The sequence below is a fragment of the Conexibacter arvalis genome (assembly GCF_014199525.1).
Lineage (GTDB): Bacteria > Actinomycetota > Thermoleophilia > Solirubrobacterales > Solirubrobacteraceae > Conexibacter > Conexibacter arvalis.
Genome location: NZ_JACHNU010000005.1, coordinates 195,219 through 213,105, shown reverse-complemented (window position 1 = coordinate 213,105; position 17,887 = coordinate 195,219). Strand labels below are relative to the sequence as shown.

At 66.9% G+C, this 17,887-nt stretch carries 21 protein-coding genes; 9 read left to right on the top strand and 12 right to left on the bottom strand.

Going from position 1 to position 17,887, the window contains the following annotated elements; translation table 11 throughout:
• Window positions 1-90: 90 nt before the first annotated feature.
• Both BDZ31_RS17540 and BDZ31_RS17535 read right to left on the bottom strand, forming a co-directional pair.
• A complete protein-coding gene (locus tag BDZ31_RS17540) occupies window positions 91-450 on the bottom strand; it encodes a PIN domain-containing protein (protein ID WP_183343653.1) in 360 nt (119 codons plus the stop codon).
• Window positions 443-787 carry a helix-turn-helix domain-containing protein gene (locus tag BDZ31_RS17535; RefSeq protein WP_183343652.1) on the bottom strand — a complete coding sequence of 115 codons (345 nt, stop codon included), beginning with the start codon at window positions 785-787 and terminating at the stop codon, window positions 443-445. The genes BDZ31_RS17540 and BDZ31_RS17535 overlap by 8 nt, the downstream gene beginning before the upstream one ends.
• Before the next feature lie 641 nt (window positions 788-1,428).
• Between BDZ31_RS17535 and BDZ31_RS17530 the strand changes: the two genes are divergently transcribed.
• Window positions 1,429-2,349, top strand: coding sequence for a DUF5677 domain-containing protein (locus tag BDZ31_RS17530; RefSeq protein ID WP_183343651.1), 921 nt, complete (start codon window positions 1,429-1,431; stop codon window positions 2,347-2,349).
• Between the two features lie 25 nt (window positions 2,350-2,374).
• On the opposite strand, the gene BDZ31_RS17525 is transcribed toward BDZ31_RS17530, so the two are convergent.
• From BDZ31_RS17525 to BDZ31_RS17510, 4 genes are all read right to left on the bottom strand, one after another.
• Complete coding sequence (locus BDZ31_RS17525) at window positions 2,375-3,754, bottom strand: hypothetical protein (protein ID WP_183343650.1); 1,380 nt, start codon at window positions 3,752-3,754, stop codon at window positions 2,375-2,377.
• Window positions 3,755-3,969: 215 nt separating this feature from the next.
• Window positions 3,970-4,470, bottom strand: coding sequence for a Mov34/MPN/PAD-1 family protein (locus BDZ31_RS17520; RefSeq protein ID WP_183343649.1), 501 nt, complete (start codon window positions 4,468-4,470; stop codon window positions 3,970-3,972).
• Entirely contained in the window at window positions 4,463-6,136 is a 1,674-nt protein-coding gene (locus BDZ31_RS26075) for a ThiF family adenylyltransferase (protein WP_183343648.1), read from the bottom strand. The genes BDZ31_RS17520 and BDZ31_RS26075 overlap by 8 nt, the downstream gene beginning before the upstream one ends.
• Window positions 6,133-7,230 carry a ComEC/Rec2 family competence protein gene (locus BDZ31_RS17510; protein WP_183343647.1) on the bottom strand — a complete coding sequence of 366 codons (1,098 nt, stop codon included), beginning with the start codon at window positions 7,228-7,230 and terminating at the stop codon, window positions 6,133-6,135. The genes BDZ31_RS26075 and BDZ31_RS17510 overlap by 4 nt, the downstream gene beginning before the upstream one ends.
• On the opposite strand from BDZ31_RS17510, the gene BDZ31_RS17505 reads away from it, so the two are divergent.
• Both BDZ31_RS17505 and BDZ31_RS17500 read left to right on the top strand, forming a co-directional pair.
• Window positions 7,151-8,530 (top strand): patatin-like phospholipase family protein, encoded by a 1,380-nt coding sequence (locus BDZ31_RS17505; RefSeq protein ID WP_246345392.1) that lies wholly within the window; start codon window positions 7,151-7,153, stop codon window positions 8,528-8,530. The genes BDZ31_RS17510 and BDZ31_RS17505 overlap by 80 nt on opposite strands.
• Window positions 8,531-8,710: 180 nt before the next feature.
• Window positions 8,711-9,043 (top strand): hypothetical protein, encoded by a 333-nt coding sequence (locus BDZ31_RS17500; protein ID WP_183343645.1) that lies wholly within the window; start codon window positions 8,711-8,713, stop codon window positions 9,041-9,043.
• Window positions 9,044-9,462: 419 nt separating this feature from the next.
• On the opposite strand, the gene BDZ31_RS17495 is transcribed toward BDZ31_RS17500, so the two are convergent.
• The 4 genes from BDZ31_RS17495 to BDZ31_RS17480 all read right to left on the bottom strand — a co-directional run bounded on the left by BDZ31_RS17495 (window position 9,463) and on the right by BDZ31_RS17480 (window position 11,551).
• Window positions 9,463-9,702 carry a hypothetical protein gene (locus BDZ31_RS17495; RefSeq protein WP_183343644.1) on the bottom strand — a complete coding sequence of 80 codons (240 nt, stop codon included), beginning with the start codon at window positions 9,700-9,702 and terminating at the stop codon, window positions 9,463-9,465.
• A complete protein-coding gene (locus tag BDZ31_RS17490; protein WP_183343643.1) occupies window positions 9,699-9,959 on the bottom strand; it encodes a helix-turn-helix domain-containing protein in 261 nt (86 codons plus the stop codon). The genes BDZ31_RS17495 and BDZ31_RS17490 overlap by 4 nt, the downstream gene beginning before the upstream one ends.
• 222 nt (window positions 9,960-10,181) lie before the next feature.
• Window positions 10,182-11,276 carry a hypothetical protein gene (locus tag BDZ31_RS17485; protein WP_183343642.1) on the bottom strand — a complete coding sequence of 365 codons (1,095 nt, stop codon included), beginning with the start codon at window positions 11,274-11,276 and terminating at the stop codon, window positions 10,182-10,184.
• Window positions 11,276-11,551 carry a hypothetical protein gene (locus BDZ31_RS17480; protein WP_183343641.1) on the bottom strand — a complete coding sequence of 92 codons (276 nt, stop codon included), beginning with the start codon at window positions 11,549-11,551 and terminating at the stop codon, window positions 11,276-11,278. Before BDZ31_RS17480 ends, BDZ31_RS17485 begins: the two co-directional genes overlap by 1 nt.
• A gap of 138 nt (window positions 11,552-11,689) precedes the next feature.
• On the opposite strand from BDZ31_RS17480, the gene BDZ31_RS24575 reads away from it, so the two are divergent.
• The 3 genes from BDZ31_RS24575 (at window position 11,690) to BDZ31_RS26070 (ending at window position 13,237) form a co-directional block, all read left to right on the top strand.
• A complete protein-coding gene (locus tag BDZ31_RS24575) occupies window positions 11,690-12,412 on the top strand; it encodes a hypothetical protein (RefSeq protein ID WP_221243144.1) in 723 nt (240 codons plus the stop codon).
• Window positions 12,412-12,864 carry a putative toxin-antitoxin system toxin component, PIN family gene (locus BDZ31_RS17470; protein ID WP_183343640.1) on the top strand — a complete coding sequence of 151 codons (453 nt, stop codon included), beginning with the start codon at window positions 12,412-12,414 and terminating at the stop codon, window positions 12,862-12,864. The genes BDZ31_RS24575 and BDZ31_RS17470 overlap by 1 nt, the downstream gene beginning before the upstream one ends.
• 64 nt (window positions 12,865-12,928) lie before the next feature.
• Complete coding sequence (locus tag BDZ31_RS26070) at window positions 12,929-13,237, top strand: helix-turn-helix domain-containing protein (RefSeq protein ID WP_343075616.1); 309 nt, start codon at window positions 12,929-12,931, stop codon at window positions 13,235-13,237.
• Here the strand turns inward: BDZ31_RS26070 and BDZ31_RS17460 are convergent.
• Window positions 13,176-14,531 carry a tyrosine-type recombinase/integrase gene (locus tag BDZ31_RS17460; protein WP_183343638.1) on the bottom strand — a complete coding sequence of 452 codons (1,356 nt, stop codon included), beginning with the start codon at window positions 14,529-14,531 and terminating at the stop codon, window positions 13,176-13,178. The genes BDZ31_RS26070 and BDZ31_RS17460 overlap by 62 nt on opposite strands.
• Before the next feature lie 507 nt (window positions 14,532-15,038).
• Here BDZ31_RS17460 and BDZ31_RS17455 point away from each other — a divergent pair.
• Window positions 15,039-15,467, top strand: coding sequence for a RidA family protein (locus tag BDZ31_RS17455; RefSeq protein ID WP_183343637.1), 429 nt, complete (start codon window positions 15,039-15,041; stop codon window positions 15,465-15,467).
• A gap of 25 nt (window positions 15,468-15,492) precedes the next feature.
• Here the strand turns inward: BDZ31_RS17455 and BDZ31_RS17450 are convergent, their stop codons facing one another.
• A complete protein-coding gene (locus tag BDZ31_RS17450) occupies window positions 15,493-15,957 on the bottom strand; it encodes a MarR family winged helix-turn-helix transcriptional regulator (RefSeq protein WP_183343636.1) in 465 nt (154 codons plus the stop codon).
• A 48-nt stretch (window positions 15,958-16,005) separates the two neighbouring features.
• Between BDZ31_RS17450 and BDZ31_RS17445 the strand changes: the two genes are divergently transcribed.
• Both BDZ31_RS17445 and BDZ31_RS17440 read left to right on the top strand, forming a co-directional pair.
• Window positions 16,006-17,004 carry an ATP-binding cassette domain-containing protein gene (locus BDZ31_RS17445; RefSeq protein WP_183343635.1) on the top strand — a complete coding sequence of 333 codons (999 nt, stop codon included), beginning with the start codon at window positions 16,006-16,008 and terminating at the stop codon, window positions 17,002-17,004.
• Entirely contained in the window at window positions 17,001-17,831 is an 831-nt protein-coding gene (locus BDZ31_RS17440; protein ID WP_183343634.1) for an ABC transporter permease, read from the top strand. The genes BDZ31_RS17445 and BDZ31_RS17440 overlap by 4 nt, the downstream gene beginning before the upstream one ends.
• Window positions 17,832-17,887 lie beyond the last annotated feature (56 nt).

Sequence of the window (17,887 nt, the reverse complement as noted above, 5' to 3'; positions counted from 1 at the left end):
CACCGCGTCCGGCTCCTCGGCGAGCAATTCGGTGAGGTAGGTGTCGGGATCAAGCACCACGACGCCGTGTGCTTGTAGCCGCTCGTGCACTTAGCCGCGGTCGAAGGTCAGCAGCAGGTCGGCGTCGCCGGCGACTGCGAGTGCGCAGATGTGCTCGTCGTCGGAGTCACTGGTCAGCGACCTCAAATCGACGTCCGCCCGCGCGGTGCCCACGTCAACGCGCTCATGCGGAAACGCCTCGCGAAGGTACCCGACCCACTGTGCGGCCACGGCCGCTGGCAGCGGCTTGCGCTCCGTGAGCACCCGGTCGGCCTCAGCGAGCAGTTCCTCGCTCCAGATCAGCGTGAGCAACCGCTGCTGCAGCGCGAGCCGCCCGAGCAGCTGATAGAGCACCCGCGAGAAGATGACATCCGAGTCGAGCACCGCCCGCGGCGGCCTGCGCTCACTCAAGCGGTGCGCCCTGCTCATCCAGCGAGCGCGCGAACCCATCCGCCCGCTCGCCTGCCCGCTCCCGACGCTCCTCAAATGCGAGCACCGTCGCGAGCGGGATCCGCCAATAGCTCGAGCCCGGCAGCTTGCGCCCCTCCAACTCCCCCGCCTCGATCAACCGCACAACGTGCTGACGCGAGAAGCCGAGCCGGTCAGCCGCCTGCTGCGGCGAAAGCAGCTCGTGCTCCTCCGCGACGGTGACAGCAATCCGCTTGCCCTCGCCGAGCAGCCGCTCGATCTCCTCTACCACGAGGCTCGCGCGCTCGCGCCGATCAGGATCGAGATGCAAGGTCTTCATGATCAGGACACTACCACAACCTGTCCTACCTGCACATCTGTGCTATCACTTGCGATGCGCAGTCAGTCGGCTCCTGCCGAACAGCGTACGGCGGTTGACAGAGGCCTCCGCGCATCCACTCCCGCGACATCACCAGGCACCCGAGCGAGCGCCGTGAGCATCCCTCCGACTCGGCCCATAGAGTCGGAACATGGTCGAACACAAAGACGCAGCGGACGACGCCGTCCTTGCGCTGATCCGGCACGCGGTCGAGTCGGGCGGATTTGCGGTTGGGCCGTTCCCCGAACAGGAGCGTCCCGCATGGGCGGATGAACTGATTCGGCAGTTCAACGAAGCCGACGAGAAGCGCTACTGCCCCCACTTCGGGACCGGCGCAGGGCCCGGATATTGGATGCCTCTCGCTCCGGAACTCGTCGCATGCCCGCAGTGTGTCGGGGGTCTCGTCTCCAGCATAGAATCGCGGCTCGGCCATAGCCTCTCCGAGGAGCCGTCGCGTTGCACGATCTGTGATGCGCTGGGTCCAGTCCGTGGGGTCAGCATCGCGGTGGATCGTTTCCTGCTGCGGGGGGATGCTGTGCGCGAGATGCCAGGCGGAAGGCATGCCACGAGACGGTTCGCACCGCGATGAAGTCGCTGATGACGTGCCGACAAGCCTCACCACGCTGGGTATTCCAGCCATACGCATAGATACCGGTCACCTCAGCGAGACCGACGACCGAGGCGAGTTCGACGAACTCGGATGGCAGATGCTTGCTCGTGCCGGACGACTCTGCCAACTGCTTGTGGAGAAAGCCAGCCGCAGATCGGACGGAACCCCAATCGGGCTGACTCTCGACGAGGCAGTAATCGGCGGACTGCTCGTCCGTGTGGGAAAGCTCACACGGGCCATCTTCGACTCGACTCAGGCCGATGGGTCAGAAGCGCACTCGCCACTGTCCCGGTGCCTTGGGGAGACCGCGATCACTCTCCGTTGGCTTGTGTGGAAGTCGGACCCCATCTCCTACCGACGGTTTCGCGCCGACTCGTTCGCGAGATGGAGAGCGTGGCTGCAACGAGCTGCCGCAACTTCCGAAGATGGAACGGCGAGACAGCTTCGCCAGGGGATCGAGAACCACATCGCTGCTGAACTGAAGGCAGCGGGACTTTCGTGGGACGACGTGCCCTCACGACCCAACAGCTGGGGACCCGATGTCCGCAGACGGTTCGAGGATCTCGACCAGTACTGGCTGTACGAGGCGTTGTTCGTCTCCCATTCCACCTACGTTCACCCCACATGGAACGAGCTGCGCGCGTTCCATCTGGCGAGTGCCGAAGGCGAGTTGCGCCTCGACTCCACCTACGCGGGGATCGCCCCGATCGCCGCATTCGTGCTCTCACGCCTGGTGGCAGAAGCATGCCTCGACGCGATGAGCGTCCTTCCACACGACCTCGACACGGCTGCCTTCAGCGATGTCGCGAAGCACACCGTCCGAGCAAGCCAACACCTTTGCGCCCTCTTCAGTGAGTTCGCGGCGCGGGGAGGACTCGACGACGATCTCCGCAAGCACTACTCGCCGACGTGACAGCAACCGCTGCGTCCGCTCCGATTCAAATGCCGATTCTGCTCTCAAGATAGGCCTGCATGACTCTGATCACGGAGTCCTCCACCTTTCCCCCGAGGTCAGCCAAGAACTTCTTCAGCCGCTGACGCGCGACGATTCGCTTGTCGGCAGGCGCTCCGGCGTCTTCGACTTCGTAGATAGAAGTCGTAAGAGCCTGCCGTTGGTCCGCGTCAGCAAAACGCTCGACAAGACTCAACAGTTCACGCGGATTGGTTCCGAGGTTGGCCGTCCCAGTGACGGTTCCGATGACCGTCCCCTCAACGTGCTCGAAGACCTGCTGGACAACCGAGACGTTGATCTCGCCCCGCGACGAGCCCGAGCTGATGCTAGGTGAGAGTGCCTGAACACCCATGCCCGGCTCGGGCACCAACTGACGGAGGAGCCGGTCCAGGTCGCTCGCCCCGACAGTCTCATCGAAGGTGTCGGACAGCTCTTCTTCAAGCTCGTAGCGCAGCCTGACCAGCAACTCATCCCGTGCCTGCCGCATGTCACGATCGATCCGCCGGCCCTCCTTGGCGTAGCGAAGGGCCAGCGCATCGGCCCGTCGCGGCTCGATGCCACTTCTCACCAACCACGAAGCGGCTTCGTCGTTGTTCGCAAGACAAAGGTCCAAGAACTCTGAGAAGTCGTTGAACTGAACGGCGACCTCGCCGGCGCTTACGGCACTTTCACCAAAGAACTCGAAGACCTGTCCGTCGGGCGTTTCATAACCACCTCTACGAACCCGCTGTCTCTTCACGCGATGCATCCAGTCGTGAAAGAGAGACATGAGCTTGTCGGCTTCATCCGAGTAGAGGCGACCCGCGGGAACATAGATGCGAAACAACAGGTTTTGCTCGTAGTCGTCGAGGAACGCGGCTGAGATCACGGAGAGCTCAGCGTTTGTCTCGTACGGGAGAACGCTCACATTTGCCGATCTGAGATATTCGAACGCCTTTGCCAACAACTCGTCGGATGGCCGTGCGAAGGGATGGTCATGGCGCGAAAGGAACCAAGGTATGCGTTCGTCGTCTGGGTCCATCACCAACGCATCCGGCGGAGGAACTCGTTCATCGGGACCCAACAGCGATTCGTGGACGAGGACCATATGCCGGACTCTGCCCAACTGGTCCGCGAGCGCTCTTGCCGCCTCGCAGTAGTCGTGAGTCATCGCTGCCGCCAGATTCTTTCCGGTCAGCTTGACAATTACTGCCAGCAACTGTTCATTTTGCAGCATACCCGTAATGGTGCGCCAATTCTCCGGGTTCGACTCGAGGCGCTTTTCGACGTACAAGATGCCAGCCGCTTTGAGCTTGCTAAGAACCGTGTCGTTAGTCGTGCTACCCAGCAGGAGCACGAAGCGCTCGTCAGCCTCCGACTCGGTCACTGGGCGCCACTTCTCTTTCTCGTCTCGACTCGTCGCATCACGAGCGTTCTAGTGTATCGGTACGTTTATTTCGCCGTCCGCGAAGACGCGGCGAGTCGGTCCCGGCGCCAACGCCTGGCCATTGACGGGGACGTTCCTCTGATGTGGGTTTCATCGGGCGAAGAGGCGCACAACCGACAGGGCGACCCGGGTTACGCGGAGAGGGCGTCTGAGTTCTAGCTCTCGCCGTTCTCAGCGCTACCCGCAGCCGCTGATTGGTACGTGACCGGAAGTTCGGACCAAACACGGCGAGGGTGGACCTCGAAGCCGTACGCGCGGACTCGGCGCTCAGGCGGGCTCTCCTCAACGATCACAAGCACAGGGCTATCAGTCGCGTAGTTGGTGCGCCGCGCGATGCGCCACAGCGAACGCCGGTCGACGCAGCTCGGCAGGGTGTCGAGTGCCGGGTGCACATGCCACTCCCCGACGTAGTCTTCTTGGGCATCGGTGCGGTCAACGACCTCATCGAGGTAGCGCTGCAAGTATCGCGTATCCCGTGAGAACCGAAAACGTCGATGGAGTGCATTCGGTCCGGGCGGGCTGGCACGCGTGACGCGAAGCGTTGCGCCATCTGGGTGGCCGATCAGGATTCCGCCGGTTTCTTCGCCCGGCCTGGAACGAGCGTGACCGGCGAGCGCGGCGCGCACGCCGAACCCGATTACGACGTGTTCAAACACCGCACGCTCCGCAATCCGGCCGGGGACTGAACACCGAGGTGTGAAGGGTGCCCGCCACAGCGAGACGCGAGTCGGCATCGGGGACTGCGCGCTCGACCCAGAGCCAGTGGTTGGTGTCATCGGCGCGTCCTTCGAGGACGTCAAGAGCCCGGGCCGCAGCGAAGATCGCGGCGTGCTGGGAAGTGATGCCCGCCCCTGGTCGTGCTGGCGCGGCACAGCCGGTGTCGAAGACGTCGGGGAAGCCCGTCGCCGGGACGTCAATCCACTGCACGTCCCCAGTCGCGCGGTATGAGGCCAAGCATGTAATGCAGGCGTCAACTCCGGCGCGGAGCAGTGCCACGCGGAACACAGCGCCGCCGTGGAGCGTGCGCGCAAGCAACATGGGTGGGCGGTTGTCTGACGCACGGATGGCCTCGCTCAGAAGCTCCTCCTGGAGGTCGTCGCCGATCGCTGCGACCACGAGACCGGCGCCGGCGACGAGGCTGGCGAGGACATCGGGATGTGAGAGATTCTCGGTTTCCGTGCGAGTGCGAACCCAAGGATTGATGCGCGCGAGCTGCTCGTCGACCGCCTCTGCCTTGAACTCGCCAATGCTCGCCAAGTCGAGCGCATGCCGTGCGAGGTTGCCCGGGTGCAGGCGGTCAGGGTCACAGAGGATGAAGTTCCCTACGCCCTCTCGGGCCAAGGCCGTCACGAGCGGCGAGCCAATTGCACCGAGGCCCAAGCAACCGATCGTCGTGGACCTCAACGCGGAGACGTCACGAACTCCGCTAAGGCGGCGAAACAGCTCCTCCGTGGAGACGACGTACAGCGATGGACATCGGACGGACCAGCCCTTTCCAACGGCGGCCAGCGCCTTTCTGGACTGCACACCGAAGTCCAGCATGAGCAGTCGCTCCTCGCCGAGAGCGTCGTCCGGGAAGATAAGACCGATGAGTTCCTTGCTGTTGGGGCGCCGACGAAAATCCACGCGGTGCCCGGCGCGACCGAGCAGTTGCTGAAGCTCGTTCGTGTTCTCGAACGGCGGCGGCTCCTGATCGAGGCGAAACCACCGACCCGTGTGCCGTCTGGTGTTGCGGCTAGACCCAGGCGCGAGCGCATCGAGCAGTTCCGTGCCCACTCTCTGCTGGTCGATTGTCCACAGGACGCCGAGGTCATGGCCTACGAGTTCATCGACCGTGAACCGGCCATAGCGGCGGTCGGTGGCCCGCTCAAGAGCCGAAGGGGTGGTGAGAACGCTGAACGGAGTCCATGGGAAGTACTCCGGCAGCTCGTAGACCGCCAGTTCTCGCGGGAAGTGCCCGGAAAGGTGATAGGCAAGCCAGCGCTCGATCGCGAGGTGCAATTCGCTCGCCGACAACGTCCGCGTCCATGCGCTCGGCGGGAACAAGCACGGACTACCGTTGACGCTCTGGTGACGTGCCCGCTTGATCGGCGGGTCGATGAACTCGATTCGCGGCGCGACGTACGGGTAGCCCGGTGGGTACACCACCTTGAGGTTGAAGGCGTGTCGCTCCAGGCCCTCTTCCCCGCCGACGCGGACGATGATCGTCCCTATGAAGACGACTCCGTCCCGGCGAATGTCGGCCTCTTCGAATCGCTTACCGAGCCAGAATCCGCGTTCGGCGGTGTACGTGTCCGGAAACCGCTCGAACCACGGTTTCACGCCGCCGGTTCGTCGTCGAGACGCGTGCGGCTGCCCCTGGCGCGACGGCGCTTGGCGATTGCCGCGGCGGTCATAGCCCCAGCGGCCACGCCGGCCAGCGCCATCCCCCCGCCACCGCTGCCACGGTCGTGAGCATCATCACCATCGTCGCCGTCGTCGTCCTCCCAGCCGTAATCCTCGACGAAGCGGCCGTTGTCGAGAACCACCCGGTAGGTCCCGCCCGCATCGACCTCGAGCACGATCGTGCCGGTTTGGCAGGTCTCAAAGACGTTGTCGACCCCCGCCTGGTCGCGGTATGCCGCCATCATGTCCTCGTGCGGATGGCTGTGACGGTTGTCCTCGCCCACCGACACGATGACCGCTTCGGGGGCGATGAGCTCCAGTCCGTCGAGCCAGGCCTCTGAGTCCTCGCCGTTCTCTTTGATGAACGTTCGCGAGCCATGGTGGCTGGCGTGCAGCACGGTCGAGTCAAGGACCTCGGTCCCGGTCTCCTCGTCGGTGCGACCCTCGTAGTAGCCAACGACGCGCTTCCAGCCGGCAACGTCGGAGTCCCCGGTGAGCATGACTGACACGCCCTCGTAACAGAGACGAATCACCAGACAGTTCTCGTGGACGAGCTTCTTGGCCTCTTCCTCGGTCAGCGACTCGTCGATCTCGATGTAGCCGGGAGGGGAGAAGCACCGCACGGTGACGCCCTCGCCGAGGTCGACGTCGAGCGGGCTCCGGCTGCCCTGGGGCCGGTAGATCTTGTCGTCGGGATGCCGATCCTCGACGTCCTGGTAGTCACCGAAGTGCTTCGCGATCTGTTTGCGGTCCTCATGCTGCGGCAGCCACAGCCACTCGACCTCGTAGCGGTCGTAGAGATCGCCGATCCCGGTGATGTGGTCGTCGTGCGCGTGCGTGATGACGAGATACTTAAGGCGCTTACGGCCGTCACCGCCGTCGGGCAGGACGTCGTCGAGGAGCTTGAAGATGTCGATGCCGTGGTCCGGGCACCGATAGACGTCGACGAGCATGTACTCGTCATCCGGAAGACGGATCAGGGTGCAGTCGCCCTGCCCGACGTTTGCAAAGATCACTTCGAGATCAGCCATCGTCCGTCAACAGCCCCTTCCGGTCCGGCGTCACGTCGCCCTTGTGCGCCTTTTTCCTGTGTCTGACAGTTCTGGACCAAGCAACATAGCCTCCGACACGGACGGAACCGGACCGGCGATCGGCCTGTGCCTGAGCGGCGGAGGCTTCCGCGCTGCGCTGTTCGCACTCGGCGTCGCCCGATATCTCGCCGAGTCAGGCCAGCTCGCAAAGGTTCGGGCGGTCTCCGCCGTGTCGGGTGGGTCAGTTGCGGCTGCCGTCCTCGCTGACCGCTGGCCAGCACTTGCAGCCGCGAACTTCACGACCTCTGCGTTCGAGGCGCACGTATCGGGCCCTTTCCTCGAGGTCGTCACTCGTAAGAATCTGCGCAATCGAGGGATCGGCCGCTGGGTGGTCACGCGGGTGGCTCCCAAGCGCCGGCGCCTTGGATCGGCGCTCGGCATGACGATGACCAAGCATCTTCTCAACGCACAGCGGGTGGCTGATCTGCCCGACGCGCTGCAGGTGATCCTGACGAGCACCGACCTGTCCTCCGGCCGCGCCTTCCGCGTCTCCCAGGACTTCGTCGGCGGCTGGGAGTTCGGCTACACCGACGCACCGCCGACCTTGTCTATGTCGCTTGCGCTGGCCGCGTCAACCGCCGTGCCATTTCTTTTCCCGCCAGTGCATCTGCGCACGGCAGGTCTCGGGTTGAAAGACCCGCCGCCAGAGCTGTCCCTGGTCGACGGTGGCGTCTACGACAACCTCGGCTTGGAGTGGTTCCAAGGTTGGAACGCCGGCCGACCGCCCAGCGCCCGTCCGTGTGACTTCGTGCTCGCGGTCGATGCGTCCGGCCCGCTCCGAATGGAACCGCGGCACTTCGGCTGGGCACGGTCGCTTAGACGCAGCCAGAGCGCACAGTACGTCCAAACGCGCGCGAGCCGTGTGCGGTGGTTCGTCGACCAGTTGCTCGCCGGACAGCTCGACGGTCTGCTGGTCCAGATCGACAAAGAACCCTCGCGCTTCCGGCCACCGGGCTCGGCGTCGGCGATCGCCGACGCCGCCGATGGCGCGCTGCCGGTCGGCTTCGCGGATGCGCTCGCCGACCTGCGCACTGACCTCGACCGCTTTCTGCCAGAAGAAGCCGAACTCCTCATGTACCACGGCTACTGGTCTGCCCACGTGCGTCTGCGTCATCTGCGGCCGAGTCTCGCGGTCGCCGCCCCGCGATGGCGGGCGTACGCCGACCTTTCCGCCGAGCAGGCTCACCGCCTTCTGATGGAGCTGGCAGACGGTAAACGCCGGAGTGCACGCCGGCGGTAGCGGTCCGTCGGCTGAGCGCAAAGGGCGTCCTCTGGCGGTGGCGAGCGTCGGCTAACGAAACTGCGCTCCATGCTGCGGGTCCCAGCGATTTGCTGTTGCCCCTATGTGGACCTGCTGCGAAGGTGAGTGCGGGATGCCGCGCTCGTCTCAATCTGTGCCGAAGGATCGCGCAAGGGTGCGATGACGCAGCAGCCATCTGATGTCGGAGGGTTCGATATGCGGTCGCTGGCCTGCGAGGCCTCGCGGCTGCCAGCGCTCGACGAATGCGAACGGCGGGCGGTCGCGTTGATCGGCGAGGGCGTGACACCGCGGGAGGTCGCGGAGCGGCTTGGCATGTGGGAGACGCAGGTCTATCGCCTCGTCGTCGACGTCCTCGACTACTTGGAAGCGCCCGGCGAGCCCACGCTCGGCGAGATCCATGCGAAGCTCGGGAGCCGACCGGCGAGGGCGGACGAGATCGTCGAGTTCGAAGAGATTTACGGCGTCTCCTTGCCGCCCGACGACGAGGGTTGAGCGGTCCGCTCGCAGTTGGGCTCCGTCCTCGCTCTCGGACGGAGAACGACTCCACCGTCGTTCTATAACTATGTCACCGTGCCTTCGGCGGTTCGGCGGAGGGCGGTGGCTCGACGGGATTTCCCGTCATAGCTGGGTTTCCGCTTGCCGCGACAACGCCGAAACGCCGCTCGTATAGCTACCTGCGACCGAACTTTCGCCCAAGTAGTTCGGTCAGCGATATCGCAGACAGGACGGGACGCTTTGTCTTCCAGTCCATCGCTGACCGAACCTGCGTGACGGTCTACGGGGAAAGCCGGTTCGGTCAGAGCTACGTGCGGCTTTCGTGCGTGCAGGCGGCGATGAGGACGAGCCGACGGCACTCGGTTCCCCCCATGCCCGGTCGAAGCGGCCCCTGGGCGCTATGCCATGCGGGTCCGTCACGTCGAGGCTCGCGACACGAGACCCCAGCGGCGCAAGATGAGGGCGACAAGCTGCTCGACGCGCTTGACGCGACTCTCCAGGGCAAGCACCCGTGCCTCGTACGCCGTGCGTTCGAGGCGCTGGAGCGTCGCGGCTCGGATGTAGTCGGCGGTGGCGATGCCGAGCTCGGTCGTGACCAGTTTCAGGCGAGCCCAGGTCTCGGGGTCGAAGCGGACGGTGGTCGTGTGCATCGTCATCTGGTGCTGCTCCTCCCCTCTGCGATCCGATCCTCGTAGAGGCGGATCAGGTCGCTGAGCGGGGCTTCGAGCGCGCCGGCGAGCTTGAGGAGGATCTTGAACGTCGGGTTGACCTCGCCGCGCTCGATCGCGCCGACGTAGTTGCGGTGCATGCCGGCGCTGAAGCCGAACGATTCCTGCGACAGGCCGCGGCGGGCGCGGAACTCGCGGAGAGCTCGGCCGAGCACGACGTGCTCCGGCGAGTGAATGACGGCCATCGCTCAGACCTCGAAGCCGGCGGCGACAGGGATTCCGGCGCGGCGATCGGGCCACGACCGTGGGTTACGCTTGGTGCGCATGGGAGACCTCGTTTCTCCTGTGCACGGGGCTCCGGAGGTGTTCCAGCACCTCCGGGCCCCAACTTTTCTCAGTTCACTTCATGACCATAGGTAGTCCGGAGGCTGCGAACGTAACGATTGTGTACCAATCGTGGGCAGCGCCTAAGCAGCCTGCGCACCGAAGACGTCGTACTCATCTGAACGCGCCTCGCGCTCTGCGCGGATCTCGCCGAATCGTTCGCGAAGGGTCTCGCGCCAGACCACGATCGTGGCTGGGTCGACCGTGCGGTCCGGCACCAGGTCACCTATCGTCACCGGATTGCCCAGGCGATCTCCGCCGATCGGCTGATCGAGGGAAAGCATGGACCACTCCTCGTGGGCTCTCCGGGAGTGGATGTGGCCGACGTGGCGTCTGAAGACACCTGAGAACCATCCGGTGAAGGACCTGCCGCCGGGCCACGTCTCCACGGCCCGCATGAGTGCTTCGCTGGCCGCGCCGCGAGCCTCGTCGGGATCAAGGATCCGAATTGCCGCGTCGTTCCGGATCATCACGCCGATGTAGTTCTCGAGCTGGCGAGCGAGAGCGTCGAGGCAGCGCCGGCAGGCACAGGTCGCGCGGGCCTTTGCAGCTTCGTGTTGGTCACGAGGCGTTACTGCGACTTCGCATCGCTTGCCCCAACGCGCCATCGTGCGCTGATGTCTGCTGACAAGGCGTTCGACGGCGAGCCCGCTGTCGCCATCCGCGTCGCTCAAACGCCACAGCGCGGTTCCCAGACTGCACTCCTCGCCGAGTACGGCGGCCGCATCCATGATGTTCGCGAGACCGGCGATGTGAGCGCGAGCGCCCTCCTCGCCACGATGTCGCACGTAGAAGCGGATCGTCCACGCGGTCAACTCGATGCCGCGTTCAGCGGCGTAGCGGCTGACCTTCTGGACACCGGGGTGCATCTCGGTATGGCCGAAGCGCAAACGGTCGATCGCCTGTTGAACGTCCCCACCGGCTTCGTTGAGGCGCCGGAGCCCGCCTCCGAAGTCGAGACGTTTTCCTTCGCTCCGAGCGGTCTGAATAATGGTGCATACGTCATCGACGGTGCGCATTGCCCGGGCCTGGCCCTGCGCCGCGAGTCTGCGCGCGCTGGAAGGACCAATGTTCACGCCGCGACGTGCACCTCGTCTGACGAGCGTCGCCGCCAGCTCGGCCGGCGGGGCCTGTCGTCCTCGCGGTCGGCGCTTCTTGGAGAACTCGTTTGCCGGCATCATGCTGCTCCTTTAGTTGGCGGAGCCGTGACGCAGTAGATGCGTGTTGCGCCGTCGCCGTCCGACGTGATCAGCCCCCGCGCTACGAGGGAGCGTCCTTCGTTGACGATCTGCGCAAGGCTCTTACTGGGCATCAACTGCTGGAGCTGCAGAACCGTGATGGGACCATGCGCACGGATCGCATCGAACAAGGGATCTCCGACAGGTTCCGCTTGCTTCAGCGGGATGGCTCGTTGGGAGGCCGCGCGAGAGGCGAGGTACTCGTCGACGGCCACCGTCGGACGCTGCTGAGGCGCTCGCTTCCCGGCCTCCGTGTTCCGTCGGGTCGGTTCGCTCGCGGCCGGCTCTGATGGAGCGCGAGGTGCGAATCTGAGCGCCGGGACAGCGGAGTAGGCGCGAGCACCGCCGTGACCATGGCCTTTCAATCGCCCCTTCTTGTGAAGGGTTTGCAGCTTTCGGCCGACGTTGTCAACGCTCCCGCCGAGCGCGTCGACGACTTCTCTGCGGGTCACCGGTCTGTCCCGCCCAGAGACCAATCGGACGATCTCGTCTTGTGTAGGTCTCGTGGGCTCGAATCGGCCGGCCTGTGTGGAGCGTCTCTGTCCGCGGGGAGGGACGCGCGGCTCCGTCGACAATGGAATCTCTCCCTCGTCGGGGTATGCCTCAGCGACGACCGCCTCGGCCTTGTCGAGGGCCGCGAGCCGCGCGCGGAGCTGCGCACGCTCGACCTCGAACGCTTCCAGTACGGGACTGCGCAGCAGCGCTGTTCCTTCACGCTGCGCGATGCTGTGCCCGGCAGTGTGGTTGCTCATTGCACCGTTGTCTCAGCCCCACCGGCGTCTTGGCGCATCCCCAGGCGATATCGAGGCACGCCAACGCGATTCAGCGACTGGCCTCGTGCCATACTGGACAAGATGGCGCGTCGACCGACAACGCTCTACTTGGACGACGAGGTCCTGCAGGCGGCGCAGGTCGTCGCTTCGCGAAGCCACCGCGACCAGTCGCAGGTCGTCGAGGATGCGCTGCGCAGCTATCTCGGTCTGGACGTGGTCGAAGAGGTCTGGCGCGGAAGTGACTTGACCGAGGTCGAGGCACTCAAGCTGGCCGACGAAGAGAAGCACGCCGCACGCGAGTAGTGGCGCGGGTTGTCGTCGACCCGAATGTCCTGATCGCGGCGCTCATCTCGCCGCGCGGTGCCCCGGCGGCCTTGTATCGAGCGCTTGCTGCCGGCAGATTCGAGCTGGTCGTCTCACCTCAGCTTTTGGCTGAGCTGGAGCGCGTCTTGATGCGCGAGAAGTTTCGCCGGTACGCCTCGCTCGATCAGGCCCATGGTTACGTGCGAGCCGTCGCTCGACTCGCCGTCCTTGCCGACGATCCAGCCCCAACGCCAGGCGCGACCCCGGATCCCGGCGACGACTACCTCGTCGCCCTCGCGCGAGCGGAGGGAGTGGATGCGATCGTCTCGGGCGATCGGCATCTTCTTGGCCTCGAGCAGCCTGAACCACCGGTTCTCTCGGCACGCGCGTTTCTAGATCAGCTCGATGAAGGCGAGCATCCGCGCGCGGGCGGCAGGGCTTCACCCGCGTAGCGACGCGGTCCCGGTGCAGGCGAACTCGCAGGGGTGGATTGCAGCGGATTCCCGACGGGGTTAGATGAGACCCGACCCGCTCACCGCCGAGACCACCGCAGCCCCGTCACGCCCCCGCCTCACGCGGGCTGACGTGATGACCGCGAGAGAGGTCGCCGAGCTGCTCGAACTGCCGGTATCGACCGTCTACGAGTTCGCGCGGCGCGGGGTCCTGCCGTGCGCTCGGCTCGGGCGGACGGTGCGGTTCGTGCGCGACGAGATCGAGCGGACGCTGCAGCCCGCCGGCGACGGCGCCCACGGGCGGGCGAGCGTCAGTCCGGCGGCTCCATCGGCACGGTCTCCCCGTCGCCGTCCGCGCCGAACGCGACGTTGACGGCCAGGATCGCCGCCGGGTCGATCTTCGTGTGGAGGTAGCGGTTGGTCGTGCGGAGGTCGGCGTGACCGAGGACGTCGCGAACCGTGACGAGGGGGACGGCGCGGGCGAGGATGGAGCCGGCGGAGTGGCGGAGGCCGTGGAGCCTGATCGGGCGCAGGCCCGCCGCGGCGGCGGCCCGCTTGTAGCGGCGCCGCAACGCTGATGGGTCGAGGTGGTCTCCGAAGCGGTTGCAGAAGACGTAGTCGTCGGGGCTGGTGAAGTCGTCGCGGCGGCCGAGGCGGGCCAGGGCGGCGGCGCCGGGGCGCGGGAGCGGGAGCTGGCGGCCGCGTCTGCCCTTCGGGTCCTTCTCGACGCCGGCGCTGATCGCTCTCTGAACATCGAGGACGGCGCCGGACAGATCCGCGGCGAAGTGGACGTGGCGCCATCTGAGCGCGAGCACTTCGCCGAAGCGCATGCCGGAGTAGAACTTCACGCGGAAGAGTTCGGCGTCTTGGTGGTCCTCGACGCGACGCGCGGCCGTCTCCTCGTCTGAGACGACGTTCGGGCGGCCTCTGTAGTGCGGGGCTCTCCCCCGCTGCTCGCCGCGCTCGCATGCGCGCGCGAGTGCCTCCAACTCCTCGACTTCGTAGAAGTCCAACGCCGGCGGCGGCGGGGTCGCTCGCTTGTCGGTGCTGCTGGCCGGGTTCGCGGACAAGCCGTAGGTGTCTGGCTTCATCGCGTAGTTGAAGATCGCGTGGAGAACCGAGCGGTGCTCGTTGACGTGCGCGGGCGTCATGCCCTCGGCGTCGAGCTGGCGCAGGAACGTCGCGACGGCTCTGGGGTCGATCGCGTCGATCTCCTGGTCGGCGAACGCGGCCATGATGCGGCCCTTCGCGATGCCGCTACCTGGGCGGTGGCGGGCGCCGGCGTCGCGCAGCATGGCCTCGTCGTTGACGAGCGTCGAAGGGGCGGCGCCCTTGACGTCGCGCTTCCACGCGAGCCATTCAAGGGCGACCGAACGGAAGGTCGGGATGTTCGCGCGCTCGGCGGCACGCTCAACAGCGATGCGCTCGCGTTCGACCTCGGCGACCTTTGCGGCGGCGAGCACTTGGGCCTCGCGCTCGTCGAGCCAGCCGTCGGGGACGCGGCCTCTGCGCTTCTTCCAGCCGCCATCGCCGTCGGGCTCGACCCACGCCTGACCGAGACGGCGCTTGCACTGTCTCCCCCGCGCGTCGCGCCACTTCGCCTCGAAGTAGGGCTTGCCTTCGACGAACTCACGAACAACGACCGACGGTGTCTGCGACAGGGGCATCGGAGCCGCCGTATCGCATTGGGTACCACACTGGGTACCAACGCGATTGGGTACCACTTTGGGTACCAAACGGCGCCGAATGTCCCGTCACAGCGCCGTTTGCTCCCATACTCACCAGAGCCAGATACACGCTCCAGCATGCCTCTTTCGCACTGGCAGCGCGAAGGTCGTCGGTTCGAGCCCGACTAGCTCCACTTCACAAGTCGCCGCGCAAGCCATTTGCGCGGCGACTTTGTATTTGGGGAGGATTTCCGCCCGGCTGTTGACCTGGAGGTCCTCGATCAGCAGGTGCAGGAGCGCCTTGGTCTCCTCCGTCTCACGACAACGACCGCATCCGCACCTGGACGCTCGTCGGCGCCGACCCGCCGGCCGCGATCGGTTTCGACGGCACGGGGCGCTCACGCCCGACTCCGACTAGTCTGCCGATCCGACCTCCTTGTCGAGACGCTGGCGGCGGTCGGGCCGGCCGGACGCCAACCGGCCGTCCACCCCGAACCGAGGACCACGATGCCCCGCGCCGTAACCCTGATCCGCTCCGCCAGACTCTCGAACGTCGCCGAGTACGCGTACGCCGCGACCGCGCCGGCCGACGCGCGGCTGATCTTCCTCGCCGGCTCCTGCCCGCTCGACGCCGACGGCGCGACCGTCGCCGTCGGCGACTACGCGGGCCAGGCGCAGCGTTGCGTCGAGAACCTGCGCACCGCGCTCGCCGACGCGGACGCCGCGATCGAGGACGTCATCAGCACCCGCGTGCTCGTCGCCTCCAGCGACCAGGCCGACCTCGTCACCGCCTGGGAGGTCGTCCGCGACGCGTTCGGCGACCACGACGTCCCGAGCACGCTGATGGGCGTCACCGTCCTTGGCTACGACGACCAGCTCGTCGAGCTCGAGGCGATCGCCGCCGTCGTCGACCACGAGCCCCCCACGCCGGACTAGCCGGTCGCACCCGAGATCGGCATCCTCACCCGCTCTCCGCCTCGGCGATCGCTCTTCGCAGCTCGGCGAGGACGTGGTCGAGGCCCTTCGTCAGCTCGTCGAGGCGGCGCGGCGGGAGGCTGCCGAACAGCTGGCCGGCGAGCTCGACGTAGCCGCGCTGGAGGTCCGCGGCCGTCTCCTCGCCGTGCGGCGTGAGCGTGACGAGCAGTGCGCGCCGGTCGGAGGGGTGCGGCTCGCGACGGACGAAGCCGGTGCGCTCGAGGCCGTCGACGAGCCCGGTGACGTTGCGGGCGCTCACGCCGATCACTGCGGCGAGGTCTCGCTGGGTCATCGGGCCGTGCTGGCTGATCAGCCACACGACGTGGACACGGGACCGCGTCAGGTTGCGCCGCGCGAGATCGCGGTCCATGTCGTCGTTGAGCAGCACGCTCAGCTCGATCACCTTGTCGAGCGCAGCGGTCCGCCTTCCGAGATCGTGAAGATCATTCATCATGTGGTAGCTTCATCGTGAACGGTTTCGACGATGGAGGCTAGCGTGATGGAACTGGGAGACGACCCCGCGGTCGCACGGGAAGGAGATCTGCCGGCGATCGTCGCTCGCGGGCTGGTGAAGCGCTTCGACGACGTCGTCGCGGTCGACGGCCTCGATCTGCGCGTCCCGCGCGGCATGGTCTACTGCCTGCTCGGTCCCAACGGGGCCGGCAAGACGACCGCCGTGCGGATGCTCGCGACGTTGACGGCGCCCGATGCCGGCACCGTGCTGATCGAAGGGGTCGACGTGCGCGACGACGGTGCTCGCGTGCGGCGGCTGATCGGCCTCACCGGTCAGCTCGCGTCGGTCGACGACGCGATGAGCGGCGAGGAGAACCTCGTGCTGATCGCCAGGCTGCTCGGGCTCCGCGGAGACCGCGCTCGGCAACGCGCGCGGCGACTGCTCGCAGCGTTCGAGCTGGCCGACGACGCCGGCCGGCTCGTGAAGACCTACTCCGGTGGGATGCGTCGGCGGCTCGACCTCGCGGCCAGCCTCGTCGTCACGCCGCGCGTGCTGTTCCTCGACGAGCCGACGACCGGGCTCGACCCGGTCGGGCGCCTGCGCGTCTGGGCGGTCGTGCGGGCGCTCACCAGACGCGGCACGACCGTGCTGCTGACCACCCAGCAGCTGGAGGAGGCCGACGCGCTCGCGCACCGTATCGCGGTCCTCGACCGCGGCCGCGTCGTCGCCGAGGGCACGCCGGCTCAGCTGAAGGCCTCGGTCGGGTCGGGCGCCGTTCGCGTGCGCGTCGCCGATGCGGACACGCGCGACGCCGCGGCCGAGCTGCTCGCCGCCGCGACGGGCGGCGAGGTCACGCTCGGGGACGACCCGCTCGCGTTGTCCGTGCGCCCCGCAGGAGAGCGGGAGGCGGCGAGAGCGCTCGCCGCGCTCACCGACGGCGGCGTCGAGCTGACGGAGTTCTCGATCGGCCGTCCGACGCTCGACGAGGTCTTCCTCGCGCTCACCGGCCGCGACGAGACGACCGCCGAGGCGGTGGCCGCATGAAGACCCCGACGTCATCCCCCGTCGCGCCCACGCACGTCGCCGACATCGTCGACGACGGCACGGCCCCGAATCCGGCCGGCGCCGTCGCGGCCAGCGCCGCCTTCGCGTGGCGCGGCCTGCTCAAGATCCGCCACGTCCCCGAGCAGCTGGTCGACGCGACGATCGGACCGGTCCTGCTGCTGGTCTCGTTCACGTACCTGTTCGGCGGCGCGATCGACGGCTCGCCTGGCGCGTACCTCCAATTCGTGCTCCCCGGCGTGCTCGTGATGGCCGTCCTGCTGACGACGCCCTACGCCGGCATCGCGCTGGCGGCCGACCGCGGCCGCGGCGTCATCGACCGCTTCCGCTCACTGCCGGTCTGGACTGGCGCCCCGCTCGTCGGCGGCGTCGCGGGCGACGCGGTGCGCTCGACGCTCGCCGCCACCACCGTCGTGGCAGTCGGCCTCGTGCTCGGCTTCGACGCCGACGGCGGCGTCGCCGGCCTGCTCGCCGGCGTCGCGCTCGTGGTGATCTTCGCCTTCGCGGTGTCGTGGATCCTCACCGCCTGCGCGCTGGCGCTGCGCAGCGAGAGCGCGGTCCAGGGAACCGGCATGACCGGCGTCTTCCTCCTGGTCTTCCTCAGCAACGTCTTCGTCGACCCCGCGACGCTGCCCGCGGCGCTCGAGACGGTCGTCGGCCTCAACCCCATCTCCCACCTCACGACCGCCGTCCGCGGACTGCTGTCCGGCACGTCAGAGGCAGGCGACGTCGTCCTCGTGCTCGTCGAGGCGGCGGCGATCACGGCGCTGTTCGCGCCGCTGACCTGGCGTGGCTACCGCGCCTCGTGACCGAGCGCGGCAGTGGCTCCGCCGCCGCGTCGCGTCGCACGTGCGCCGCGGTCCGG